General features: G+C 48.8%; 24 protein-coding genes. 12 read left to right on the top strand and 12 right to left on the bottom strand.

Features of this window, described 5'->3' with window-relative positions; translation table 11 throughout:
• A complete protein-coding gene (gene hflX / locus P401_RS0103540; protein WP_034785946.1) occupies window positions 1–1,242 on the bottom strand; it encodes a GTPase HflX in 1,242 nt (413 codons plus the stop codon).
• A 138-nt stretch (window positions 1,243–1,380) separates the two neighbouring features.
• Here hflX and P401_RS0103535 point away from each other — a divergent pair, with 138 nt between their 5' ends.
• Window positions 1,381–2,352, top strand: coding sequence for a site-specific integrase (locus tag P401_RS0103535; protein WP_029341239.1), 972 nt, complete (start codon window positions 1,381–1,383; stop codon window positions 2,350–2,352).
• A 29-nt stretch (window positions 2,353–2,381) separates the two neighbouring features.
• Window positions 2,382–2,786 carry a DUF2283 domain-containing protein gene (locus P401_RS0103530; RefSeq protein ID WP_051656229.1) on the top strand — a complete coding sequence of 135 codons (405 nt, stop codon included), beginning with the start codon at window positions 2,382–2,384 and terminating at the stop codon, window positions 2,784–2,786.
• 42 nt (window positions 2,787–2,828) lie between these two features.
• On the opposite strand, the gene hfq is transcribed toward P401_RS0103530, so the two are convergent.
• Both hfq and miaA read right to left on the bottom strand, forming a co-directional pair.
• Window positions 2,829–3,077 (bottom strand): RNA chaperone Hfq, encoded by a 249-nt coding sequence (gene hfq, locus P401_RS0103525; protein ID WP_023467753.1) that lies wholly within the window; start codon window positions 3,075–3,077, stop codon window positions 2,829–2,831.
• A gap of 48 nt (window positions 3,078–3,125) precedes the next feature.
• The gene (gene miaA / locus P401_RS0103520) at window positions 3,126–4,052 is read right to left on the bottom strand and encodes a tRNA (adenosine(37)-N6)-dimethylallyltransferase MiaA (RefSeq protein ID WP_029341237.1); all 927 of its coding nucleotides are present in this window, start codon (window positions 4,050–4,052) and stop codon (window positions 3,126–3,128) included.
• Between the two features lie 506 nt (window positions 4,053–4,558).
• On the opposite strand from miaA, the gene P401_RS0103510 reads away from it, so the two are divergent.
• Complete coding sequence (locus P401_RS0103510; RefSeq protein WP_029341236.1) at window positions 4,559–5,086, top strand: P-loop NTPase family protein; 528 nt, start codon at window positions 4,559–4,561, stop codon at window positions 5,084–5,086.
• Between the two features lie 36 nt (window positions 5,087–5,122).
• Here P401_RS0103510 and P401_RS0103505 read toward each other — a convergent pair whose 3' ends face one another.
• Together P401_RS0103505 and P401_RS0103500 are read right to left on the bottom strand one after the other, a co-directional pair.
• Window positions 5,123–6,121, bottom strand: a complete 999-nt coding sequence (locus P401_RS0103505; RefSeq protein WP_034785942.1) for an ABC transporter permease — start codon at window positions 6,119–6,121, stop codon at window positions 5,123–5,125.
• Window positions 6,114–7,034, bottom strand: coding sequence for an ABC transporter ATP-binding protein (locus tag P401_RS0103500; RefSeq protein WP_029341234.1), 921 nt, complete (start codon window positions 7,032–7,034; stop codon window positions 6,114–6,116). Before P401_RS0103500 ends, P401_RS0103505 begins: the two co-directional genes overlap by 8 nt.
• A gap of 126 nt (window positions 7,035–7,160) precedes the next feature.
• Here P401_RS0103500 and P401_RS0103495 point away from each other — a divergent pair, with 126 nt between their 5' ends.
• A complete protein-coding gene (locus tag P401_RS0103495; protein ID WP_023467747.1) occupies window positions 7,161–7,925 on the top strand; it encodes an SGNH/GDSL hydrolase family protein in 765 nt (254 codons plus the stop codon).
• Between the two features lie 38 nt (window positions 7,926–7,963).
• Here P401_RS0103495 and P401_RS0103490 read toward each other — a convergent pair whose 3' ends face one another.
• Window positions 7,964–8,314 (bottom strand): DoxX family protein, encoded by a 351-nt coding sequence (locus P401_RS0103490; RefSeq protein ID WP_029341233.1) that lies wholly within the window; start codon window positions 8,312–8,314, stop codon window positions 7,964–7,966.
• Between the two features lie 207 nt (window positions 8,315–8,521).
• Here P401_RS0103490 and P401_RS0103485 point away from each other — a divergent pair, with 207 nt between their 5' ends.
• On the top strand, window positions 8,522–9,652 hold the full coding sequence (locus P401_RS0103485) for a S1C family serine protease (protein ID WP_023467745.1): 1,131 nt from the start codon (window positions 8,522–8,524) through the stop codon (window positions 9,650–9,652).
• Between the two features lie 77 nt (window positions 9,653–9,729).
• Window positions 9,730–10,977 (top strand): lysine N(6)-hydroxylase/L-ornithine N(5)-oxygenase family protein, encoded by a 1,248-nt coding sequence (locus P401_RS0103480; protein ID WP_029341232.1) that lies wholly within the window; start codon window positions 9,730–9,732, stop codon window positions 10,975–10,977.
• A 57-nt stretch (window positions 10,978–11,034) separates the two neighbouring features.
• Here the strand turns inward: P401_RS0103480 and P401_RS0103475 are convergent, their stop codons facing one another.
• Complete coding sequence (locus P401_RS0103475) at window positions 11,035–11,895, bottom strand: DUF4003 family protein (protein ID WP_029341231.1); 861 nt, start codon at window positions 11,893–11,895, stop codon at window positions 11,035–11,037.
• 124 nt (window positions 11,896–12,019) lie between these two features.
• A complete protein-coding gene (locus P401_RS0103470) occupies window positions 12,020–13,732 on the bottom strand; it encodes an ABC transporter ATP-binding protein (protein WP_029341230.1) in 1,713 nt (570 codons plus the stop codon).
• 194 nt (window positions 13,733–13,926) lie between these two features.
• Here P401_RS0103470 and P401_RS0103465 point away from each other — a divergent pair, with 194 nt between their 5' ends.
• Together P401_RS0103465 and P401_RS0103460 are read left to right on the top strand one after the other, a co-directional pair.
• Complete coding sequence (locus tag P401_RS0103465) at window positions 13,927–15,360, top strand: C40 family peptidase (protein WP_029341229.1); 1,434 nt, start codon at window positions 13,927–13,929, stop codon at window positions 15,358–15,360.
• 88 nt (window positions 15,361–15,448) lie between these two features.
• Window positions 15,449–15,628: a hypothetical protein gene (locus P401_RS0103460; protein WP_029341228.1), complete on the top strand. Its 180-nt coding sequence runs from the start codon at window positions 15,449–15,451 to the stop codon at window positions 15,626–15,628.
• Window positions 15,629–15,657: 29 nt separating this feature from the next.
• On the opposite strand, the gene P401_RS0103455 is transcribed toward P401_RS0103460, so the two are convergent.
• On the bottom strand, window positions 15,658–16,848 hold the full coding sequence (locus P401_RS0103455) for a helix-turn-helix domain-containing protein (RefSeq protein ID WP_051656228.1): 1,191 nt from the start codon (window positions 16,846–16,848) through the stop codon (window positions 15,658–15,660).
• A gap of 120 nt (window positions 16,849–16,968) precedes the next feature.
• Between P401_RS0103455 and P401_RS0103450 the strand changes: the two genes are divergently transcribed.
• Window positions 16,969–18,237, top strand: a complete 1,269-nt coding sequence (locus P401_RS0103450; RefSeq protein WP_029341226.1) for an MFS transporter — start codon at window positions 16,969–16,971, stop codon at window positions 18,235–18,237.
• Window positions 18,238–18,256: 19 nt separating this feature from the next.
• On the opposite strand, the gene P401_RS0103445 is transcribed toward P401_RS0103450, so the two are convergent.
• A complete protein-coding gene (locus tag P401_RS0103445; RefSeq protein ID WP_023467737.1) occupies window positions 18,257–19,267 on the bottom strand; it encodes an LLM class flavin-dependent oxidoreductase in 1,011 nt (336 codons plus the stop codon).
• 163 nt (window positions 19,268–19,430) lie between these two features.
• Between P401_RS0103445 and P401_RS0103440 the strand changes: the two genes are divergently transcribed.
• The 3 genes from P401_RS0103440 to P401_RS0103430 all read left to right on the top strand — a co-directional run bounded on the left by P401_RS0103440 (window position 19,431) and on the right by P401_RS0103430 (window position 21,297).
• Complete coding sequence (locus P401_RS0103440) at window positions 19,431–19,916, top strand: pyridoxamine 5'-phosphate oxidase family protein (RefSeq protein WP_029341225.1); 486 nt, start codon at window positions 19,431–19,433, stop codon at window positions 19,914–19,916.
• A 119-nt stretch (window positions 19,917–20,035) separates the two neighbouring features.
• Window positions 20,036–21,004, top strand: coding sequence for a cation diffusion facilitator family transporter (locus tag P401_RS0103435; protein ID WP_029341224.1), 969 nt, complete (start codon window positions 20,036–20,038; stop codon window positions 21,002–21,004).
• Complete coding sequence (locus P401_RS0103430) at window positions 21,001–21,297, top strand: MGMT family protein (protein WP_029341223.1); 297 nt, start codon at window positions 21,001–21,003, stop codon at window positions 21,295–21,297. The genes P401_RS0103435 and P401_RS0103430 overlap by 4 nt, the downstream gene beginning before the upstream one ends.
• A 63-nt stretch (window positions 21,298–21,360) precedes the next feature.
• Here the strand turns inward: P401_RS0103430 and P401_RS0103425 are convergent, their stop codons facing one another.
• Both P401_RS0103425 and P401_RS0103420 read right to left on the bottom strand, forming a co-directional pair.
• On the bottom strand, window positions 21,361–21,882 hold the full coding sequence (locus tag P401_RS0103425) for a pyrophosphohydrolase domain-containing protein (RefSeq protein ID WP_029341222.1): 522 nt from the start codon (window positions 21,880–21,882) through the stop codon (window positions 21,361–21,363).
• Window positions 21,883–21,943: 61 nt separating this feature from the next.
• Window positions 21,944–23,593 carry an aromatic amino acid hydroxylase gene (locus P401_RS0103420; RefSeq protein ID WP_029341221.1) on the bottom strand — a complete coding sequence of 550 codons (1,650 nt, stop codon included), beginning with the start codon at window positions 23,591–23,593 and terminating at the stop codon, window positions 21,944–21,946.
• Between the last annotated feature and the right edge of the window lie 23 nt (window positions 23,594–23,616).

Genomic DNA, 23,616 nt, shown 5'->3' with positions numbered 1-23,616 from the left:
TTACACCTCGTATTGTTTCAATGTCGCGTATAGACGCGTATCTTTACGCAAGTAACCTTTTAGAATGACGGAACCATCTTCTTCGAACGATTCCTTCAAATTCATCATGACTTCTTTCGCCGGATTGTAATGAGCAAATCCGTCAACTGGAATACGAATCTCGAGATACTCGAGAATTTCGCTGATCGAACGTTCGATCTCTTCGATCAAGCGCTCGATATCCTGCGGGTCAAGCGCAGAAATCAGCAGTTTTCCACCTGTGAACAAGCGGTTCAATTGATCCTTCTTGTTGTAGACTTCCAGTTGCGGAATGTCACCGGCACCGAGTTCATCGAGGACATCGTTCGTCGTCTGCATCTGATTCAAGTAATGCTCACTCGACGCATCAACGACATGGAGGATCAAGTCGGCTTCCAGCACTTCCTCGAGTGTCGAACGGAACGCCGCGATCAACTTCGTCGGGAGATCTTGAATGAAACCGACCGTATCCGTCAGGAGGATTTGACCACCTTCCGGCAAATCGACTTGACGTGTCAACGGATCAAGCGTCGCGAACAACTCATCCTTCTCGTATGTGTCGGCTTGTGTCAACCGGTTGAAGATCGTTGATTTGCCGGCATTCGTATAACCGACGAGCGCGATTTGGAATGTCTGGTTCTCTTTGCGACGTTCCCGGTAACGGGCACGGTGCGCGACGGATGTCTCGAGTTGTTTCGAGATCTCATCGACCCGACGCCGGATATGACGGCGGTCCGTCTCGAGTTTCGATTCACCTGGTCCACGCGTCCCGATTCCGCCACCAAGACGTGACAGTTGTGTTCCCTGCCCGGCAAGACGTGGTAAGAGATAACTCATCTGTGCCAGTTCGACCTGCAATTTCCCTTCGCGTGACTGGGCTCGGCCAGCGAAGATATCGAGGATCAACTGCGTCCGGTCAATCAATTTGATGGCTTCCGGGTCCGACAAGGCGATCCGGATATTCTTCATCTGACCGGGCGTGACCTCGGCATTGAATATGATTAAATCAGGTTCAAGTTCGTCTGCTAAAGCAACGAGTTCTTCAACCTTTCCTTTTCCGATGAACGTACGGCGATCAATCGCTTGTCGTTTTTGATCCAGACGACCGACGACGACACCATGCGCAGTCGTTACGAGTGCTTCGAGCTCCGCGACCGATTCTTCATAGACATGGTCCGGGACACCGGGGAGCTGGCAACCAACGACGATGACGCGTTCTGACATAATATCATTCCTTTCACGAGTAAAGACGTACTGCGCCCTTTATCATACCACAGGCACCGGTTCGTCTGAACTTTTTTGGACAGGAAACATCCGTTCGGTTTATGATGGAAGAAAGATTACGATAAGGGGAGGAAAACCATGGCACGCGAACAGTCGTATACGCTTCCAGAGTTCATTGAACGCTATTTGTTTTATCTAACGACAAGTGGACGGCAACTTTCGACCGTCCGCCGCTATCGCTATGATTTAATCGAAGTCCATCGCTACATGACCGATGTCGACCAACCACTCGAGAAGATCGACGATTTCAAGGCGATTTCGATCGAGACGTGGAAGACGTTCATCAATGAATACTTGATCGAAGAGAAACTCTACCAGCAAGCAACGGTTGCCCGGATCGTCACCGTCATCAATCAAGTCAATTATCAGATTCGACAAACGAAGGCGAAGCTGATTGAATACGCACAACCGTCGCACGAATTGACGGCAAAACACGTCGCTTCCTTCAAGGAATATGAACAATTGGTCCGGACGAATCAATCCGATCGCGGCTTGACGGAACATCAATTGAAGGCACGTCCGTATTTGATCGATCGAAACGAATTGATTCTCCGTCTGTTTTATCGTTACGGTCTACGTGTCCATCACATCATTGGTTTGAAGATGCACGATCTCAATTTCGCCCAGCAAGAGATGACCGTTCATGACCGACTCGGCAACCGTTACCTGCTTCACCTCGAGCGGGAAGATCAAGACATCATGTTGCGTTACTTGAAGACGATTCCGGAGCCGGTCCGCCCCCGTTATAACAGTACCGACCCCTTTTTCGTCGCCTTCGACTTTGCTCGGATGACATTCCGCTGGGTCTACAGCAAAAATGCACCGAAGCAACTATCGATCGTCATGATCACGAAGATGATGCGTCAGCTGAATGAACGGTCCGATAACAAGCGGATCTTGACACCGTCGATGTTACGCAACAGTTTCATCTTAAAAACGTATCAGGACGAGATGACGAAGGAAGAACGTCTGCAGAAGACATGCCTCTATAAGGATGTCTCGCTCCGACGTTATGAAGAGGCGGTCGAGGAACTGACACCGTTGTTGTAAAAAAATCATTAGGCTTGGATGTGACATAGATGACGATTCGAATGACTTATGATCAAGAAGCAGAAATGGGATATCTATATCTCTTCCCAGAAACATTTACTCCCGCGATTGAAGAAACTGACGAGCTAGAAGAAAATGAATTCCTCAACGTAGACGTTGATCAAGAGGGACGCATCGTCGGAATCGAATTTTTCAATGAAGAAGCGAATGTGATCCGCGCCGTCCATTCACAAGCATTCTTATACGCAGAACATACAGATCGTTTCTCGCTCCGATTGCAAAACACGATTCCGAAAAGTTCGTGTCACCTCCAAGGAGTTACGTTCTACTTTGCTGAACCCGACCATACCGGATTCATCGGACTTGATATCCTCGACTTGGAACGGTACCCTGTCGACGTTCTTCGCACGCTTGCTCAGTCAGCGTATAAATAATGAAGTGAACAAAAAAAGACGACCCCCCGGTCGTCTTTTTCATTAGCGAGAGACTTCTTGTGTCTCTTCTTGCTCATATAACGTCACGTTGCGCGCTGGTGCGAACGTCGAGATCGCGTGTTTGTAGATCAATTGCTGTTTACCTTCCGACTCCAAGATGACTGTGAAGTTATCGAATGACTTGATCAGCCCCCGTAATTGATACCCGCTGATTAAGAAAACTGTTGTCGGGACTGCATCTTTCCGTAATTGATTTAAAAAGACGTCCTGAATGTTGTATGTCGCTTTCATGATTCCCCGTGCCCCCTCTTTTTATCTGTTTCTGTCTTCGGGCAACTCTTATTTAACCGCTTTCAGAAACTCTACAGTTCTATCATAGATAATTTTGAACGTTTCTTCAAATGAAAACTTTCCCATATCTACCCAAACGCCATCAAATTGATGACGGAACCATGTCAATTGACGTTTCGCGAAGCGTCGTGTGTTCCGTTTCAGCATGTCGACAGCAGGATCGAGTGGTGCCCCGTCAAGGACTGGTAACATCTCTTTGTAACCAATTGCCTGTAAGGCCTTCGTCTGTCGATATCCGGCAGCATCCAGACGCGCCACTTCCTCAAGAAGCCCACTTTCGACCATCATATCTACTCGCTGATCGATCCGATCATACAAGCGATCCCGGTCTTCCATGTGTAGGACGAACAGTAGACTCTCGTAAAGTGCAGGCTTACTACCGGTCGTTTGTGTCTGACCCGTCCGCGCGACCTCGATCGCCCGCACGACCCGCTGAATGTTATTCGGATGAATCGCTTCGGCACGCACCGGATCAAGTTCCTTCAACTGATCATGTAGCGCATTCGCTCCATGTGTCGCTGCATACGCTTCGAGTTCAGCCCGTAAGGCTGGATCTTCTGCCTGCTCGGTGAACTGATAATCATATAAAATCGAACGGATATAAAGCCCTGTTCCACCGACGATGATCGGTAACTTCCCCCGACTTGCGATCTCATCGATCGTCGCTCGGGCAACCGTCTGGAAACGCGCTACACTCATCTCATCATCCGGTGTAACGAGATCAAGCAGATGATGCGGCACCCCTTCCATCTCTTCGGTCGTCACTTTTGCCGATCCGATATCCATCCCTTGATAGACTTGGACAGAGTCTCCAGATAAGACTTCTCCGTTTAATCGCTTGGCTAGTTCAATGCCCGTCTTCGTTTTTCCGACTGCCGTCGGTCCGACGATGACGATGACTGGTTGTTTCTTCATTTTTCTTCACCCATTCTCTATCTTTTCATTCTGATTCGAGTGTACCACAGCCACTTCGATGGATTAAAAAAATCCACGAAAAAACCGCCCATTCCGGACGGCTCCCATTTGTATTTCTTATACCCGACGGATGAAATCGTCATAGATGGCACTAAAGATGCACCACCCACAAATGACGACGCCTGTCAGCATGATGCCCCAATCTGCCATGGTCGTTCCTCCTCTAGTCATCGTTATTCTCTCTTTTGACGGTTTGAACGGTTTGTAAACCCTTTCGAGCAGGTTTGACACCAATTCTTGGAATCAGTATGATAAAAGTACGATTGGTACGTAGCGCGGAAGCTGACCTGCATCGGCTTCCTATTAGAGGCACTGCCTCTCGATTCCATGTCTTGTGCTTGCACGAGGCGACATAGGAAGAATTCGTACTTCCAAGCGACAGGTCCGGCATCATGCCCGGGCCTGTTCTGCGTGCCGATACATTATTTCGAAAGGAGCCGATTATCGTGCGTATTCAAATCATTGGTGGATCAGGTACCGGAAAAAGTACACTGGGCGCCTTCATCGGGCAAGCTGAACAGATTCCCTGGATTGATACAGACCATTATCTTTGGAAAGATACGACGTTCACTGAAAAGCGAGACGTCTCCGAGCGATTTTCCATGTATGAAGCAGATCTTATGTCTTACAACGATTACATCGTCTCCGGTTCTGTCTTCGCCTGGCATCCGGACGGTTTCATCAATCGGGACTTGCTTGTCTTCCTGTCGCTCGACGAATCGGTTCGGATGGAACGTCTCATCGCACGCGAAGCAGCACGATACCCAGATTTTACAGGCTCCAATGAATTCCTTGACTGGTGCCGGACGTATCATACGGCGACGGACCCATCGATGATCGGTACGTTCGCAGAACACCAGTATCAAATGGACCGGTCAATTTCCCCGATTCTCATAGTAGATGCTTCGTTATCGACACAACTTCAGTATCAAAAAATAATCGAGACATACGATCGTTTGTCGCTTCATCCATGAAAAACGGGTCCCCCTCTATAGGTGGACCCGTTCGTCTTAATACATATCTTTTTGTGTGAAGTTCCAGAACGCAACGACTAGTGCCGCGACCGTCCAACAACCGAGGACGGCAAGGGAGAACGGAAGCGTCATCCCTTCGATCGGTGGTGCTTGTCCATCGAGATAGTTGATCAGTCCGAAGTTGACGTTGACGAGATATTTCGAGCTCGTCCAACTTGAACCGAGTGTCGTCAGTAACGTACCGGAAATCAAGACTGCCATCATGATCCCGATCCCTGTCGCTGTGTTTTTGACGAGAACAGAGACCATCAAGGCAATCGTTCCAACGACAGCTGTAACGATCCACGCTAGACCGACTGCCATCAAGAGGTACTCCCACATCGGTAACGTATGCACGAACTCCGTCGAGAACGTACCGCTCGGTGAAGCTTGGAAACCGGTCAAGATCGGTGCGGTCCAGCCGTCATAGCCGAGGACGATCCCGGATATCGCGTAACAGACGGCGACGGTCAATGCCATCAGCATCGACGTATAGAGCAACACCGTCAACCATTTCGCCATCAGGATCTTCCAGCGCCGGACTGGTCGCGACAGTAGCGTCTTGATCGTTCCGTCATTTTGCTCCCCACTGACGATATCCGCCATGATGACGATGATGAACAGCGGTAAGATCAGCGTCAATCCTTGCGAGAAGAAGATCCGGATGAACGTCGGGGCTCCCGGATAGTTCGGGTTGATGTCATTGTCGAGATAGTATTGATTTTGTTTTAGGTCAAACTCAAGGAACTGACGGAACTCATCTTGAATACTGCTGGAAGCAAGACGGTTCTGCGTGTCGACGATGTCTTGTTGTAACTCAACCCGCCAATCGAGCGTTCCCTGCTTTTTGATTTGTTCTTGGATGTCTCGGTACTGTGCGTACGTAAACATCGAGACAAGGACGATCAAAATGATCGCAACGACAGCAAAACGACGTTTTGAAGCGATTTTCGTCACTTCATTTCGAACGAGACCGATCATGTTCGGATTACGCAATGTGATCGCCTCCCGTTAACGTGATGAACAGATCTTCGAGCGTTTGGACTTTCCGTTCAATCGTCCAGACTTCGACACCTGCTTCGAGCAACTGTTTGTTGAGTGCTGGTGTCTTGCTTGCATCCATCAAAGTATGAACCGTATTGGCATCGACGACTTCGGACACTTGGACTTGATCCGATGCTGATAAAATCTCATTTGCCTTAAAGGCATCATCAACACGCCAGTCAACGCCTGGTGCGAGCGACTCGACCAGTTCCTTGACCGTTCCGACTTGAACGATTTTGCCATAACTCATGATTGCAACTCGATCGGCAAGCATTTCGATCTCAGCCAAGATATGACTCGAGACGAGGACCGACAGTCCCGTTTCCTCGACGAGCCGGCGGATGAATTGACGTAAATCCCGAATCCCCATCGGATCGAGACCATTCGTCGGTTCGTCGAGAATCAAGACGCTTGGTCGTCCGAGTAATGCTTGTGCGATTCCGAGACGCTGCCGCATCCCGAGCGAGTATGTCCGGACTTGATCATCAACACGCGCCGTCAAATCGACGAGATCGATGACTTCCTGAATCCGGGCATCATCGACATTCGGTAACATCCGGGCAAAGACTTGTAGATTTTCGCGACCCGTCAAATACTTATACAACTCTGGATTTTCAACGATCGAGCCAATCCGCTCCATCGCTTGGACGAACTGTTTGCGGACGTCGAAGTCACAGACCGTGATTTTACCGGACGTCGGTTTGATCAAGCCGACAAGCATCCGGATCGTCGTCGTTTTTCCTGCCCCGTTCGGTCCAAGGAAGCCAAAGACTTCACCTGGTTGGATCTCAAACGAGATATTATCAATGATCGTCTTTTTTCCGATCACCTTTGTTACACCTTCTAATTTCACTGTTGGTTTCACGTCTCTCACCTCTTATTGTCTATTCTAGCGGAATAATGAATCATTTGACTTGTCAGAACACTTCATTTCCGCACATTCTTTCAACTTTTGCTACAATCAGGTTAGAACCTAGAAGGAGGAACGTTCATGAAGCGATTACGCTGGCCCCTGTTTTTAACCGTCTCACTCGTTTTGACGGCAATCTTTGGATACGGCTTCGTCAGTGCCTATAGTGACGTCGTCAACCCACCAAAACGTGCCGTCCTGACACCTACGAAGGAAGAGCCTGTCAAAAAAGGCGGGACGTACGTCGCGCTTGGTGATTCCTTGACACGTGGTGTCGGAGCATCAAACGGCAATAGTTACGCCGCAATCGTCGGACGCGATCTTGTCAAAGATAACACTGTCGAGCGCTTCCAGAATCTTGCCGTCAGTGGTGCCCGGACGGAAGATTTACTGAAACAACTAGAACAAAAAGAAGTCTTACGCTCAATCAAACAAGCAAAAGTCATCTCGGTGACGATTGGCGGAAATGACTTATTCAACCGTGGTGAAGGCGTCGCGAACTTCAATGCGAAGAAGACAGCCGAAACCGTCACGACGGCACAAGCGAACTTGAAAAAGACGTTCAGTATCCTACGAGAACAAAATCCGGATGCTGTCATTTTCTACGTCGGGCTCTATAATCCTTTCCGCGCGACGGAAAACGGTGAAGCATTCGATGCCATCGTCCAAGATTGGAACGCAAAATCACGGACGCTCGGTATCGAGTACGATGTCGAGATCATCGACACATTCAATCTCGTGCGTGACGTCAAACGTGATTTGTCGAGTGACCAATTCCACCCGAACGATTCTACCTACGAAGAGATTGCAAAAGCTTCCTTACTTGCTGTCAACAAACGTTTCTAACAATAAAAGCCGCCATTTAGGCGGCTTTTTGTTCCGATTCATTTCAGACGTTTCGCAAGAGAGACGAGCCCCCATTGGAGCGGCAACCGTGTCCAAAGCAACCAAGACGGAAGACGTTTCCCATTAATCGGCTTCGGATTGACTGCCATGTTGACGTTTGCGGGTAAGACAGCATATAAGAAGGCAGGAAGAGTCTTACGAACGAGGTGCACCCCTTTTCCTGTCAACAACATGACACCGTAAGCGATTTCGATGACCCCTGTCACTTGGACGAAGAAGCGCTTGAACGGAATGAACGACGGCATGATGCTGACGAACCCTTTTTCATTGCGGAAATGACCAACTCCCGCAAACAGTAATCCTGCTCCATAGACTAGACGCAATAGCATTATGTTCCACACTCTCTTTCTGTTAATGAAATATATGTTCGAGACAGCTTCAGTGTATCGAAATGACCTGATTATCTCAACTTTTAGAAATTGTCGTCGAATTATGGGGAATGATGAGTCATTTCGGAATGTCTCCCGTAATCAGAGAAGAGGTTGCTTCATTTGCTATGATGAAGTCAGAAATCATACAGAGAGGAATGATGACTTATGGCTGGAAAAACGAAAGCACTTTTACCTGGATTGACTGGAGGCATCATCGGCGCGGTCTTGACGGCTACGGTTGCCTTTCCGATCCTACTCGATCAAGAACAACAAGTCGCTGATACACCACTATCAAATGGTATGCCCAAACAAGTCTCAACGACGACGAATGATCCGGTGACGAACGCAGTCGCCACGGCTCAAAAATCCGTCGTGACCGTAACGAACTATCAAGCGGGCAACTCAATGTCGCAACAAGAAGCAGCGGCTGGTTCAGGGTCCGGTGTCATCTATAAGAAAGAGGACGGCAAAGCATACATCATTACGAACCATCACGTCGTCGACGGGGCATCAAAACTCGATGTAACGTTGAATGACGGCAAGACACTCTCAGCCAAGTTGCTTGGTAGCGACGAAACCTATGACTTAGCTGTGCTTGAAGTTGACGCAAGCGATGTTCCGGGTGTCATCACACTTGGAAAATCAGCGGACTTAAAAGCCGGACAAACCGTCCTCGCAATCGGTAACCCGCTCGGTGAGTTCCAAAACTCCGTCACACGCGGAATCGTCAGTTCGAAAGACCGGACCGTACCGGTCGATACGAACAGTGACGGACAAGACGACTTCAATACGACGGTCATCCAGACCGATGCTGCCATTAACCCCGGGAACTCGGGTGGTGCCTTGATCAATGAACAAGGACAACTCGTCGGAATCAACTCGATGAAAATCGCTGAGTCTGGTGTTGAAGGCGTCGGCTTCAGTATCCCGATCGATGATGCATTACCAATCCTCAAACAGCTTGAAACAAACGGTAAAGTTGAGCATCCGACGCTCGGTGTGTCCTTACAAGACGTCGCGGCGTTCCCTGCCGGTTATCTAAAAGATCAAGTCAAACTACCAGACAGTCAAAAAACAGGTGTCGTCGTCATGTCGGTCGAACCGAACAGTCCAGCTGCTGCGGCTAAACTGAAAACAGGTGATGTCATCACGAAAATCAATGACTCCGAAATCAAAGCATTCGTTGATATCAAAACGGCACTGATCAAATCAGATGGACCGCTCTCCTTGACGATCATCCGTGATGGGAAAACGATGACGGTCGAAACCAAAACAACGACAACCGACCAGCTGTAAAGCTTTAGCCTGACGTTTCGTCCGCCTTCCTTTTCGGGTATTGTTTTAGAACAATATCGAATTGGGAGGCTTTTTCTATGTATGACTTAATCGGCATTGGCATTGGTCCGATGAATTTAGGATTGAGTGCACTTGCGCATCCGACAGATTTAAAGACGTTATTTTTTGACGAAAGCGAACAATTTTCATGGCATCCCGGCATGATGATTCAGGACTCGATGATGCAAACAAGCTTCATCTCCGATCTCGTCACACTCGCCGATCCGACAAGTTCGTTTTCCTACCTCAATTACTTACGATCGATTCACCGTCTCCACACGTTTTACTTCTATGAAAAACTTCTGATCTCAAGACAAGGTTACAACGATTACTTACGCTGGGTCGCGACACAACTTGAAGATCTCCGCTTTTCGACGCGCGTCATCGACGTGCAAGACACCGGTGATAGTTTTGAAGTCCTCGTCGAAGATGTCTCAACCGGCAAACGCGAAACGTTCGAAGCACGAAACGTCGTCATCGGCACTGGTTCAAAACCCGCCATCCCGGATACGTTTGACGAACGCGTCATCCACAATACGCAATATGTCATGAACAAGGCAGATTTACTTCAGCGCAACAAAATCAGCATCGTCGGCTCCGGTCAAAGTGCCGCCGAGATTTTCCTTGATCTCTTGACGACGCCTGCTCCAGAGCGTCCTGAACTCGAGTGGATCGCGCGTTCGACACTGTTTGAGACACTTGAGACCGGCAAACTCGGAGAAGAAATTTTTTCACCGAGCTACGTCACGTATTTCAACCAACTTCCACTCGAAGTACGACAAGAGTCGGTCAAGAAGTTTGCCCGCTCTCAGAACGGTATCAGTCCGGAGACACTTCAATCAATCTATGCCCATCTCTATGATTTGACGGAAGAGGAACAACGACAGGTCGCGATCCGCGCGAATCTCGAAGTAAAAGAAATCACCTATGATGAGCGGTTCACGATTGCAATGCAACATCAAGAACTTGAGGACGAGCGCTCGTCTGTAACAGATGCCGTCATTGCAGCAACTGGTTTTTCGCCATCCCTTCCGAGCTTCATCGACCGACTTGATATTGTATTCGAAGCACCGATTGCCTGGAAAGTCGATGCCGACTACCAAATCGTGCGTTCGGTCGAGACAGCCCATCATCTTTACGCAACTGCTAATTTAGAGCTGTCACACGGTCCGGCTGCGGATAATCTCGGGATGTCCGTCTCGCGGAACCAGTTGATCTTGAACGCTGTCGCCGGTACGGAACTGTATCCGGTCGAACGACATGCGACGTTTACGACGTTCGATTAAGTCACTAAACCAAACGAACGAGGAATGGCGCGCGCCACTCCTCGTTCGTTTTTCGTTTTACGGTTTTTTCGTCAACTCTAGTGCAGCCAGCAATAGCAACGTGGCTTGAACTCGTGTCACACCCGTTTTAGCAAGCAACAAATGAAAGGCAATCAACCAGTTGACTTCGTCTGAAAATCGATTCCGTGCCCGCTCCCGGTCGACAATCCGAGTCACATAAATCCAGTCGACACGTTCCATTGTAGGCAGTAACGCAAGGATTGGCATCAAGCGATCCCAGATGATGATTTCTCGCCGCTCTAACAGTTCCCGCCACGCAATGATTCGTTCCTGTTGCGCTGAAGGATCTGGATGCGCCGCTAAGATTTGCGCTGTAATGACACGTTCACTCGTCCGTTCCATATATTGCGCGAGCCATTCTTCCGATGTATTGACCCGCTCTAGAAATTCCTCTGGTAATGGCTGCTGTTCAAGCAAGGTCGATGTCACGACGTACTGCTTTGCTGCATTCAAATGCGGGCGTGTCGCATGCAATCGTTCCATGTAAGGGAACGCATCAATTCCTTGTCGCCGATTCAATACTTCGTTGAGCGCAAAAAATGGACGAACCCCTTTATCACGAATCAGGCGATGTTTAATTTTCTTTTCCGCAACGATGATCTCTTCGATGAGAACATCGGGATCCGTGCTATTCAATTGAACATGGGCGACAAGTAACGGCGTATAACGGCTCCGAAGCGCTGAAAAACGCGATGTCTTGTGTTTGATTGTCCGCATCAATCTTTCATATACAGTTTGTTCAAAGACAGTATCATGAATCGTGTAGGACAGTGCAAAAAAACGATGGAAATCATGTGACGTCTCTTCCCGCAAGACGGGATAACTCTCATCATAGTTCTCACAGAATTGACCGTACATCCTTCCACCTCGCCTTCTTTTCTATAAATCGTTTTCCCTAAAATTAGCATACACAATCTTATTTTTGAACGAACAAAAAAAAGCAACGGAACATGTCCATTGCTTTCCATTCTTTCAAATCGATTCAAACTCGTTGTCTCTCTAACAACCGGGAGAAATAACCACCTTGATCCATCAGTTCGTCATGCGAGCCTTCTTCGACGATGCCGTCCTTCGTGACGACGAAAATCTTATCTGCATTCCGGATCGTCGCTAAACGATGGGCAATGACGAGCGTCGTCCGGTTCTCGGACAACTCGGCGAGCGATTCTTGGATCAGTGCTTCCGTTTCCGTGTCGAGCGCCGACGTCGCTTCATCGAGAATCAAAATCGGCGGATTCTTAAGGAACATCCGTGCAATGGCAAGTCGTTGCTTCTGCCCACCCGATAACTTGAGTCCCCGTTCGCCGATTTGTGTCGCATACCCATCAGGCAGATCCGCGATCATCGGACCGAGATGGGCACGTTCTGCCGCTTGCACGATGTCTTCGTGCGTCGCATTCAGGTCACCGTAGGCGATGTTTTCAGCGATCGTCCCTGAGAACAAGAAGACATCCTGCTGGACGATCCCGATTTGTTGTCGCAGAGACTCCTTCGTCATCTGCCGGATATCGATTCCGTCAATCGTGATTGCGCCATCTAGAACATCGTAAAAACGTGGAATCAACGAACAGATCGTCGTCTTCCCTGCCCCTGATGTTCCGACGAACGCGACTGTCTGACCCGGTTCGACCGTCAGATTGATATTCTCTAGAATGAGACGATCGGCTTCATAACCGAACGCCACATCCTTGAATGTGATGCCACCGTTCAACCGATCAACGACGAGTGCGTCTGGCGCATCCGGAATCGATGCATCCTCATCAATCATCGAGAGGAAGCGTTTGAAGCCAGCCATCCCTTTTGGATACATCTCAAGTAATGCGGTGATCTTGTCGATTGGCTTCAGCAGGATGTTCATATAAAGAATGAATCCGACGAGTTCCCCTGCCGTTAAAGCTTCGCGATACGTCAAGTAGGCACCGACGACTAAGACGGCAAGCGTCATCACACGGGTCGTCAAGTAGATGCCGGATAGACTCTTACTCATGACCTTGTAGGCATTGATCTTCGACTGCCGGAACGTCGCGTTGTCTTTTTCAAAACGCTCGATTTCGTAAGCTTCGTTTGTGAATGACTGAACGACACGGACACCAGAGACACTGTCCTCGACGCGTGAATTGACTTCCGCGATGTTGCCATACATCCGGTCCCATGATTTATTCATCCGGACGTTCGCATAACTGATCAGCCAGATCAGGAATGGTACGGCGATGATTGTCACGAGCGCGAGTGGTACGTTGATCGTCAACATGATCGAGAATGCACCAAGCAATGTCATGACGGCAATGAATGCATCTTCAGGACCGTGATGGGCAAGTTCCCCGATATCAAACAAATCATTCGTGATCCGACTCATGATATGACCCGTCTTCGTATTATCGAAGAAGCGAAACGACTGTTTCTGCACATGGCTGAACAGTTGACGACGCATATCGGTCTCGATATTGATCCCGAGCTTATGTCCAAAATAGTTGACGACGAACTGCATCAACGTGCTGATGATGTAGAGTGCTAATAGTCCGACGCTGACGAGGATGATCCAGTTCATCTCACCGTTTGGCAACAAGGAGTCGATGAACCATTGGACAGCGAGTGGAAAAGCAAGTTCTAAAACCCCGACGAATAAGGCAGATATGAAATCGAGCCAGAATAATCGTTTGTGCGGGATATAATACTGATAAAAACGGCGTAACATGTGTAGCCTCCTTCCGAGTACTTCTAGTGTACTTGAACTTTTTTGAAAATACTCATTCTACCTATTCGTTTTTTGAAAAACGGTATTACAGTTTTCCAGACAAAAATTATATTTTTAAATCAGGGGAATCAGCGCTTTTTATGACAAAATGGTAACAACGATTTTTACCTATCTATTGGAAGGAGCTATGTCACGTGAAAAAGACTGTTCTCGCCCTCACGACGCTCGCTTTGATCGGTACCACGGTTCCGGTTTCAGCCGCGTCAACGACACTGACTTTGACGGATAACGTCAACATTCGCACGGCTGCCTCGACTTCCGCGAAGGTCATCACGACGCTAAAAAAAGGCACGAAGCTGACAGCTGTCAAGAAAGTCAACAGCTGGTATGAAATCCGCTATCAGTCCAAACCAGCCTTCATCACTTCAGCATATGTCAAAGCGACGACGGAAAAGGCTCCAACAACTACGACCTACATAACGAACACCGATGCCGTCAACATTCGCCAAAAAGCAACGACGAGTTCGAAATCACTCGGAAAACTGGCAAAGAACACAATCTTATCTGTTAAGAAAAAAACAGGAGATTGGTACCAAATCACGTATAAAAAGCAAACGGCTTACGTCCATGCGACGTTAGTCAGCAAAAAGACCTCGAACGTCACGACGGACTCCAAGCCACCAGCGACGACTCCCGTCAAAAAAGTCGTTAAAGCGGTTGATCGATCGAAAGTCTACACGGTCAATGCGAAGGAAGGCTTGAACGCACGGACTGCTGCAGCGACGAACGCAAAAATCTACAAGACATTACCGCATCAGACGGTGCTCGATGTCACAGGTGCCGTTGATTCGTGGTACCAAGTCAAGCTTGACGGAAAAGAAGCATATGTCGCTTCGACCTATGTCAAAGCTTCAACAAAAGCATCACCACCAACAACACCGACGACTCCCGGAGTCTCTTTGACGCCAGTTGATGCCTCGAAGACGTATCGCGTCAATGCACCAACCGGGCTGAACGTCCGCACATTGCCTTCGACGTCGTCTAAAGTCTTCACACAAGTCGGACACGGTTCGACAGTCAATGTCACAGGTGAAACGACAGGTAAAGATAGCGGCTGGTACCAGATCAAGATCGGAACGGGTCTCTACTATGTCGCGAAGAGTTACATCACGACGGGATCCGTCACGACGACGCCTCCGGTCACTCCGACGACACCTCCTGTGACGACCGTTCCTGGTTCGACATTGATGGAACGTGCCATCTCGATTGGTCAACAATATCTCGGTACACCATACGTCTGGGGATCAAGCAGCCCCGTTAATGGTGGATTCGACTGCTCTGGATTCATTAACTATACGTTGAATGCCGCTGGCTATGCAGTCGGACGAACGAACGTCAACGGCTACTGGAACGATGATCGGTACCTCGGAGCGAAGTTATCAAAATTACGTCAACCGAAGCGCGGCGATATCATCTTCTTCGAAAACACATATGCTGCTGGTCCGACGCATATCGGAATCATGCTGAACAACGATCAGTTCATTCATGCCAATACACCGGCACTCGGCATCAGCCGTGTATCGGAACGTTACTGGACACAAAAACTGTTAGGGTTTAAATCACTTTAAACATTTCCTCATCCATCCCTTAGGATGGATGTTTTTTGTCTTCTCACTTTACTTTGGGATATACTGGATATGGAAAGGATGTGTCTGCATGTCTTATAAAACACTTTATGTTCGGCTCCTCTTTCTTGCCTTATTGATTTTTGGTGGCTCGATGATCTTGCATTATATCCAGACGGGAGACGTCTATGTCGGTCACTTGATTGTTTCCGTCGTCGCATGCGTCTTATTGATCTTCAGAAGAACGACATCCTCACACGAACAGGCATGAAGCGCACTCGCTTCATGCCTGTTTTTTCGTCATTGAATATTAACCAATGTTTGTATCTCTCGCTCAAGATCGCCTTTGAGGCGGTCACTTTGAAGATCATCCTTCAATCGCAAGACATCATTCAGCCGTTCCTGACCGACACCTTGTTGCATCGCCAGTACGAGCGTCCGCAACATCATCGCTTGGTCGAACCCACTCGCCGCAAGCCAGTCATCTTGCATCTCCCATATCTTATCGACGCTCTGCTGAAGCGTCTGATTCGGTAATTCGATGCCGTTCACAAGGAGATGGACTTCGAGTTGTCCGATGTAATGTTTCGCGTCGTCGATCGCCACAGTAACGAGTTTTTCCCACGCCATCTGCATGCCGGTCGTATCGTTTTCAAAAATCGCGATGAGTCCTTTCGTCAAATCGACTTCAATCCGTCCAACGGCAGTCGTTTCACTAAATGCAAAAAACTGCTCCAATCGATCAAACTCTTGCTGTGATTGTTCGATTTCCCCTTCTAGATATAAAAACAGTCCGAGAAAACGTTGAAACGAAATGACATGATAATAGACATCTTGCTCCCGCATATACTGAACCCCTTCACGCAATAAGGCGATCGCTTCTGTGTAGTGATCATCGAACAAACTTGCTCGAAGTGCACGCAAGATTTGGAAATTTAAATAGGTTTTTGGCGCAAGTGGAATCTCGCGTGGTACATCCATTGCTTCGATCAGCTCGTATGCTTCCTTTGTCCGTTTGAGATTGAATAAAAAATAGACTTTCGAGATCTGAGCGAGCAACTGCTCATCTTGACGACCGAGCTGTCGAAAAATCTGCTCCGCTTGGTCGTAATACGTCAAACCAAGCTCCGGATTCTTCGTTCGGAGGGCATCGCCGTATTTATGGTAGACCTGCCCTTGCCAATAAGAAGTCGTTTCCGGAACCAAGTAAGGTTTTAGCAGTTCCTGAATTTTTTCGTCTGAAAAATATGGGGTATGCCGCGAACGGATTGTTTCGATGAGTTCCCGCATCTGAACATCCCGCGGATCAAGCATCAATTCTTCGACCGTCACCTGTAATCGCCTAGCAATCGCCTGTAGTGCGGGTACAGACGGTGTCGCTTTCCCATTCTCGACCATACTGAGCATCGACTTCGTGATGATACCGGTCGCAACGTCCGTTTGTGTCATTTTTTTCTGTTTTCGGATCTGTTTGATACGTTCCCCTAACACACTGGTCACTCCTTTTATCATAAAAGTTAAATTAAATTTAACTTTTTCTTTACATTTTTCTTCCACTCCTTTATTCTACACTAAAGTTCAATAAAATTTAACTCTGAAGGAGTGAACAGGATGTCATTTAATTTAAAGCGTGTCTTATTCGGAAAGTTTTGTTCATTGTTCGCGGCTAGTCTCTTTACGTTTGTCGCCGGACTGACCGTCTTACGGGAAACATCGTCTGGTTTTCAGTTCGCGCTCGTATTGCTTGCAGGATCGGTGCCACGGATTTTGCTATCACCGGTTGCTGGTGTCTTCGCTGATCGATGGAACCGCAAACGAATCATCGTCATGACCGAGAGCTTAAGCGCACTCGTCTTGTTCGGACTTTTGCTCTATTCGCTACAAGCCCCTCTACATACCGTTCATTATATCATCGCAAGTGTCCTCTTGACGAGCCTGTCGACGTTCCTGTCCGTCACCTTATCAAGCTCGTTACCGCAACTCGTACAAGAAGAGGAGTTACAACGCGGGAACGCCCTCTTCTCGACGATTCAATCGACCTCAACGATCACCGCTCCACTCGTTGCGGGATTGCTCATCGCCGCTGTCTCCATCACGCAATTTTTGGTTTTACCGTTTCTCTTGTTTGCTTCTGCTGCCTGGTGGAATAGCCGTCTCCGCTTTCTTGCAATGGATACCTCTCCTCTAGCTACTACCGATACTCCGTCTTTCGTCTCGGCGTTTAAAGAAGGATACCGCTATCTGTTCCGTCAACCAGTATTGACGACACTCGTCCTGATGGCGATCGTCCTGAACTTCTTTTTTGTCGCTTTCGAAATCTTGTTACCGATCATTTTGCTCGATCGACTACAATTCACACCATTTCGGTTTGGAGTGGTCGAGTCCGCACTAGGTGCCGGTCTTCTTGTCGCTTCGTTGCTTCTTGCCTTACCTCGCTTTACGGTGAAACGTCCGTTACGAACGATATTCGAGTCGCTCTTTTTAATCGCCTCTTGTTATGCGCTTCCTACACTTGCGCTACTCGGCTATGTTCCATCTGCTCTACTACTACCTTTTTTCATGATCCTATTGTTCATCGACGGCATGCTCGTCTTACGGATGAACATTCCACTACAGCTCATCGTCCAAAAACAGACCGATCCGGCTTATCTCGGACGTGTCATCGGTGTTTTGGAATCGGTCGCGATGGCGATGATGCCGATCGGTACCCTATTGTTTGGTTTACTCAGTGATCATGTGTCTATCATCGTGCTACTTGGAGTCGGTACAGTCGGCTTATTCGGTGCGGCATCATTCGGATTCCTCCGACTTCGTAAAGACATCTTGTCCGAGAGCATTCCTGTAGCAGACGCAAAAAACACGTCCTCCCTCACTTCGTGAGAAAGGACGTGCGTATCGGTCAGACCGTCGCTTTGACGGCGTCCATGATTAATTTCAATGATTGTTGTTTTGCTTCCTTGTCTGCGATCATCGAAGCGATCATCACTTCGTCTGTGCCGTAGGAATCGGCGAGCTCTTGCAATTGTTTTGCAACGGATTCCGGATTACCGACGATCATCCGCTTCCGGTTTTCAGCGATCCGGAATTGGTCTTGGAACGTATACGGATACGCCGCTGCCTCTTCCGGAGTTGGCGTTCCTGTCGACGAGACCCCTTTTTCCAGTAAGAGTAGGGACAAATCCAGGCTTGACGCCAAACGTTCTGCTTCTTCCGTCGTTTCAGCACACGTCACGAAGATCGAAACGAGCGTTTGTGGTGTCTCATTGAACGACGTCGCCATGAAATTATGACGGTAGTAATCCATCACTTCCTGACCACCTTGTCCATTGATGAAGTGAGCAAATGCAAATCCGAACCCGCGTTGTGCGGCGTTCAAGGCACTGCCCCCACTTGATCCAAGCAACCAGCCCTCTGGTGTCGTATCGACTTCTGGTGTTGCAACGAGTCCTGCGAACCGGTGTCCGGCAGGAGCACCGTCTTTCAAGTAATCGACGAGATCATCGAGTTGTTCGCCGTAATCGGCTCCACCAAAACGTGGGGACGAACCTTCCTGCAACGCACGTGTCGCAAGCGGCATACCGCCTGGTGCCCGACCGAGTCCAAGGTCGATCCGGTTTGGTGCAAGCCCTTCAAGGACACGGAAGTTCTCTGCGACTTTATAGGCACTGTAATGCGGCAGCATGACACCGCCTGAACCGAGGCGAATCTGTTTCGTCACTGCCGCCATGTAGGCGATCAAGACTTCTGGGCTCGAACCAGCCAGTGTTTTAGCGAAGTGGTGCTCGGATACCCACAGGCGATGATAGCCGAGTTCGTCCGCGATTTTCGCGAGCTCGACCGTTTCGTGTAAGGCATCAGATGGGGATTGTCCTTTAGAGACCGGGGATTGGTCTAAAATACTAAGTTTCATGTATGTCTCTCCTTTTTCTTTCGAATGCGTACCTACACTGTACGCCTCCTCGTTGTACCGTGCAACGAAACTGCTTCTTTCCATCATGGGGACGTTTTCATTTTGAGATTCAGGGAACAATGCCTAAGTGAGCATAAAAATCTAACGAATGAGGTGGAGTTACATGTCAACGCATACTACGAATCAAGAAGCAGTCGAAACGGTCAAGAAACTGATTGATAAAATCGAAACAGCGATGCTGACGACGATTTCAGCAGAAGGACTCGTATCGCGTCCGATGCAAACACAGGATATCGAATTTGATGGCGACCTCTGGTTCCTCACTTCAAAAGAAACAGACAAATATCAAGAACTACTTAAGAATCCGAGCGTCAATGTCGCATATGTTGACAAATCATATGTCTCGATCCGCGGAACAGCGGAACTCGTTGAAGACATCGAACGGAAGAAAGAACTCTGGAGTCCACGCTATGAAGCCTATCTCGGAACGACATATGAAGATCCGAAAGTCGTCTTGATTAAAGTCAACACGGAAGCAGCCGAGTACTGGGAAACTGGAAATACTGCTAAATCCGTCAAACAAGTATTGAAGAAAGTCGTCGGCAAAGACGATGAGAACGAAATCAATAAAACAGTCGACTTGTCTTAACCTCTTAACCCCTACGCGAAAAGCGTGGGGGTTTTATGTGTCGGAGTGGTCGTTTCAGAAAAATTAAGTTAACATAAGAAAGTGAACTAATACGTAACTTAACTAAAAGGAGTACAATCATGGGAGAATTTTTTACGTTATTACGCCGGGGAAACCGGTCGGCGCTGACGGCAGGCATCGTTAACTCTGTCATCGCCATCATCAAGGCAATTGCCTACGTCCTGACGGGAAATGTCGCGATGTTCGCGGAGATGATGCATACGCTCGGGGACGCTGCCAACCAATTTTTCGTCTTCATCGGTTCTGCCCTCAGTAAAAAGGCACCAACGAAACGATTCCCGAACGGCTTCGGTCGTCTCGTCAATCTCGTGTTGCTCGGCGCCATCCTCTTCGTCGGCATCATGGCGTACGAAACGATTCATGAAGGGATCGCCCACATCATCGAACCGACGGAATCAACTGGCTTTTGGATCACGTTGTCTGTCTTGTTCGTCGGTGTCGTCTTAGAGAGTGGCGTATTTGTTAAAGCGATGCAAGAGATCGCACACGATGCGAAGTTAGACTCGAAAGGACCACGCTTGATTCTTGACAGCTTCCGCTCACTCAAACAAGCAAAACCAGCCACACGCCTTGTGTTCCTGGAAGATTTGGTCGCAACGGCTGGTGGTGTCGTCGCGATGATCGCCGTCATCATCTCGCATGTAACACCGTTCCATCAGGCAGAAGGAATTGCTTCGATCCTCATCGGACTGATGATGTTTTATGTCGTCGGGAATGTCTTCCTGCAAAACGCAGCTGGTGCACTGGGTGAAGCCGATGAGACGATGGCAGCACGTCTCGGCGGACTAATCATGAAGGACCCTGACGTCAAGGACATTAGTAAACTAGAAGTCATTAAGGAAGGCGATCATTTCCATGTCGAAGTCGAGATTGAAGTCGACCCGACGTTGACGATCGCACAAGCGGACGATATCAAGGACCGTCTCGAACTCCAGATTCGTTTGCAGCAAGGCATCATCGATGTGACGATCGGCTTTGATGAAGACGATAAGATTCAACAGTATGTCGTTGCTACGGACGAAACATGACACCATTCACGCAAGATGTCCTGACTATCATTCGTTCGATCCCTGCTGGTCGAGTCATGACTTACGGGCAAGTCGCTCGACTCGCCGGTCATCCGCGTAGCGCACGACAAGTAGCGCGGATTCTTCACAGCATGAGTAAGACGGAACGTCTACCGTGGCACCGCGTGCTTGCTGCTGGTGGAAAACTATCGCTTGAAGGCGATGAACAGCGACTTGCGCTTGAAGCAGAAGGTGTCGAGTTCCTCACCGCCCGTCAACTCGATTTATCGCATTATCAAGTCAAAAGCGAATAGATACAAAAAGAGAGGGATGACCGGTTCGCAGACCAGTCATCCCTCTCTTTTTATCGTAATGAATCAAGCCTTCGACGTACTCGAAGCTACAGCGATTTGTCGACGTACTTCTGCTTCCAGTTGTGGTTCCGGTGGTTGCCAGCCTTCCGGTTTCATGACCTTTTGGTCCGATTCCCGGAAGATTGGTTTTCCGTCCGGTCCAAGCTTCGCCATGTTCGCACGCTGGACGATCTCGAACAATGGAGCCGGATCAAGCCCGATCTCAACGAAGCTTCCCATGATGAAGTAGAGGGCGTCCGTCAAGGCATCCCCTTGTCCGACGAGCCGTTCGACATCTGTGTCGGGTTGTTTCATCTGGAGCGATTTTTCAACTGCTGTATCAAGCCCTGACTTGAAACGTTCGATCGCTTCGAGAAATTCTGCTTCACTCGTCGCTGATTGATGCAGAAACTCAACGACCGCTTCTTCCGCCGTCCAAGTCGATCGTTTGATTCCACGATCGACCGTCATAGGTGTTGGCGTCGTTGCGCCAGGGTGTGAAAACACACGGTGGAATTCCTTTACGTCTTGATAATAATTTGTCATAACCGATCATCCCCTTTTACCGAATGTCTCCATTCTAACAGGTTCAGAACCGGAGTTCGACTCATTGATGAACGACGTCGAGTAAAGCCATTCCACGCGTAATCAATTCATCTCGCTGCTCAGACGTTGCTTTTAAGCGCTCGAGATCTGAAATCAGACGTGGTTGATCGACTTCATCCGCTAACTCAAGTAATTCAAGACGGAGTAACCATGCGTCCGGTAACTGGACGAGTGTCTGATCGATCAGTTGCGGTAACCGTTCTCGTCCGGCACGTCCTTCGCGAATCTCGCGGACGACTTCGAAGATCGGATCGGCCGCTGTCAACGGACGTTCGATTCGTTCGAACTCGACCGTTTCTGGAATCGGCTTCAGTGCTTCAACTTCCGTTCCCGGGAATGCTGACGTGATGTCACCGACGATTAATTCCATCCGGTCCATCGTCATCGTTTTTCCGTCGTTTGCAAGCGTCGCTGCCTCTAAGACGATGAGCGCCCGGTTTCCATTGACGTTTTGAATCGCTGTGATGTTCCCTGTGACGCGAACATTTCCTTCCGCCCAGTCGAGACGTTCACCGATTTTGACTTGCATCAATACTTCGTTCAATTCCTTGCCGTGAAGGAATGTAAAGCCTTCCGGATGATCTGCAAGTCCTTGACCTGTCAACACTTCACCGTTCGCAGCAAGCGCTGTCGGACCTGTTAGTTTGACGAGATGCAGCGAATCGTGGATCTCTTGCGTTTCAGGAACACCGACGAGCGAGAGACCACTGTCGAAGACGAGCGTCGATAGGTTACCCGATTCGACCGCTTTCGTCAGTCCGTGAATACCACCGCGGATGTAAGACATCGACTGTGCGAATTCTTCAAGTGCATCGCGGAGCTGTTCGAACGATTCACAAACGAAGAGTTCTTTTTGCATGCTCGTCACGTCATGTTTCGTCGCAAGTGCTTTCTCAAGCGAGAATGGATGTTTAACGACCGCGTCCGTTAAGCAGTGACGGCTTTCACCGACTGATGATAGAAGACCTGCCCCGTAGATTTGTGGATTGTCGATATCACCAATCAGACCGAATTCAACCGTCCACCAGAACAGACGTGAGATTTCGTTCGCTTCCGAAATCCCTTTGACGTGTGTCCGTGTCTCCGCGAGCTCAATTTCAGCTTGTTCGATATCGGCTGGCGTCGAGAATGGGCTCTCTTTGACGATTGTCAATTTCTTCAGTGCCTTGAACACGTCATGCTCTGCTTTATGGTTAAAGGCATGTGCCCCAATCTCACCGAAGCGACGAACGAATTCCGCGTAGACCGGATTCATCAAGATTGGTGCGTGCCCCGCTGCTTCATGCAAGATATCTGGCGCTGGTGTGTAAAGAATGTTATCGACCTTCCGGATGTCGGTCGCGATCGGCAAGAGTCCGTGCCCTTGGAAATCGAAGAAGGCGACGCCAGGAATGAGACCATCAACAGCGACTGTTCCCCAGCCTCCACGGCTTAGGTTCGCTGTCATTTCACGTACATCCGGAATCCGTTCCGGGCTGATGCCCGATGCAGCAAGCCCTTCGAGGTATGCCGGGTGTGCTGTATCTTGTAACGTATTTAGATTCAGTCGCATGACGTATCTCCAAACGGCATGATCCGTTGGTGTGTAGTCTTCGTAGTGCTGTGGTGCGACGTGTGGACGTAAGTGACTTGGAATGATTGGTGTAGACATATGAGTTCCCCCTTGAATGAATG

Source organism: Exiguobacterium acetylicum DSM 20416 (assembly GCF_000702605.1).
In the GTDB taxonomy this organism is placed as follows: domain Bacteria; phylum Bacillota; class Bacilli; order Exiguobacteriales; family Exiguobacteriaceae; genus Exiguobacterium_A; species Exiguobacterium_A acetylicum.
The sequence above is the reverse complement of the archived record's forward strand: the minus strand, read 5'-3'. Positions and strand labels throughout refer to the sequence as shown.

Bases quoted from the DNA above. Each gene is read 5' to 3' on its own strand.
- hflX (WP_034785946.1), bottom strand. From the start codon at position 1,242: ATGTCAGAACGCGTCATCGTCGTTGGTTGCCAGCTCCCCGGTGTCCCG.
- P401_RS0103535 (WP_029341239.1), top strand. From the start codon at position 1,381: ATGGCACGCGAACAGTCGTATACGCTTCCAGAGTTCATTGAACGCTAT.
- P401_RS0103530 (WP_051656229.1), top strand. From the start codon at position 2,382: ATGACGATTCGAATGACTTATGATCAAGAAGCAGAAATGGGATATCTA.
- hfq (WP_023467753.1), bottom strand. From the start codon at position 3,077: ATGAAAGCGACATACAACATTCAGGACGTCTTTTTAAATCAATTACGG.
- miaA (WP_029341237.1), bottom strand. From the start codon at position 4,052: ATGAAGAAACAACCAGTCATCGTCATCGTCGGACCGACGGCAGTCGGA.
- P401_RS0103495 (WP_023467747.1), top strand. From the start codon at position 7,161: ATGAAGCGATTACGCTGGCCCCTGTTTTTAACCGTCTCACTCGTTTTG.
- P401_RS0103490 (WP_029341233.1), bottom strand. From the start codon at position 8,314: ATGCTATTGCGTCTAGTCTATGGAGCAGGATTACTGTTTGCGGGAGTT.
- P401_RS0103485 (WP_023467745.1), top strand. From the start codon at position 8,522: ATGGCTGGAAAAACGAAAGCACTTTTACCTGGATTGACTGGAGGCATC.
- P401_RS0103480 (WP_029341232.1), top strand. From the start codon at position 9,730: ATGTATGACTTAATCGGCATTGGCATTGGTCCGATGAATTTAGGATTG.
- P401_RS0103475 (WP_029341231.1), bottom strand. From the start codon at position 11,895: ATGTACGGTCAATTCTGTGAGAACTATGATGAGAGTTATCCCGTCTTG.
- P401_RS0103470 (WP_029341230.1), bottom strand. From the start codon at position 13,732: ATGTTACGCCGTTTTTATCAGTATTATATCCCGCACAAACGATTATTC.
- P401_RS0103460 (WP_029341228.1), top strand. From the start codon at position 15,449: ATGTCTTATAAAACACTTTATGTTCGGCTCCTCTTTCTTGCCTTATTG.
- P401_RS0103450 (WP_029341226.1), top strand. From the start codon at position 16,969: ATGTCATTTAATTTAAAGCGTGTCTTATTCGGAAAGTTTTGTTCATTG.
- P401_RS0103445 (WP_023467737.1), bottom strand. From the start codon at position 19,267: ATGAAACTTAGTATTTTAGACCAATCCCCGGTCTCTAAAGGACAATCC.
- P401_RS0103440 (WP_029341225.1), top strand. From the start codon at position 19,431: ATGTCAACGCATACTACGAATCAAGAAGCAGTCGAAACGGTCAAGAAA.
- P401_RS0103435 (WP_029341224.1), top strand. From the start codon at position 20,036: ATGGGAGAATTTTTTACGTTATTACGCCGGGGAAACCGGTCGGCGCTG.
- P401_RS0103430 (WP_029341223.1), top strand. From the start codon at position 21,001: ATGACACCATTCACGCAAGATGTCCTGACTATCATTCGTTCGATCCCT.
- P401_RS0103425 (WP_029341222.1), bottom strand. From the start codon at position 21,882: ATGACAAATTATTATCAAGACGTAAAGGAATTCCACCGTGTGTTTTCA.
- P401_RS0103420 (WP_029341221.1), bottom strand. From the start codon at position 23,593: ATGTCTACACCAATCATTCCAAGTCACTTACGTCCACACGTCGCACCA.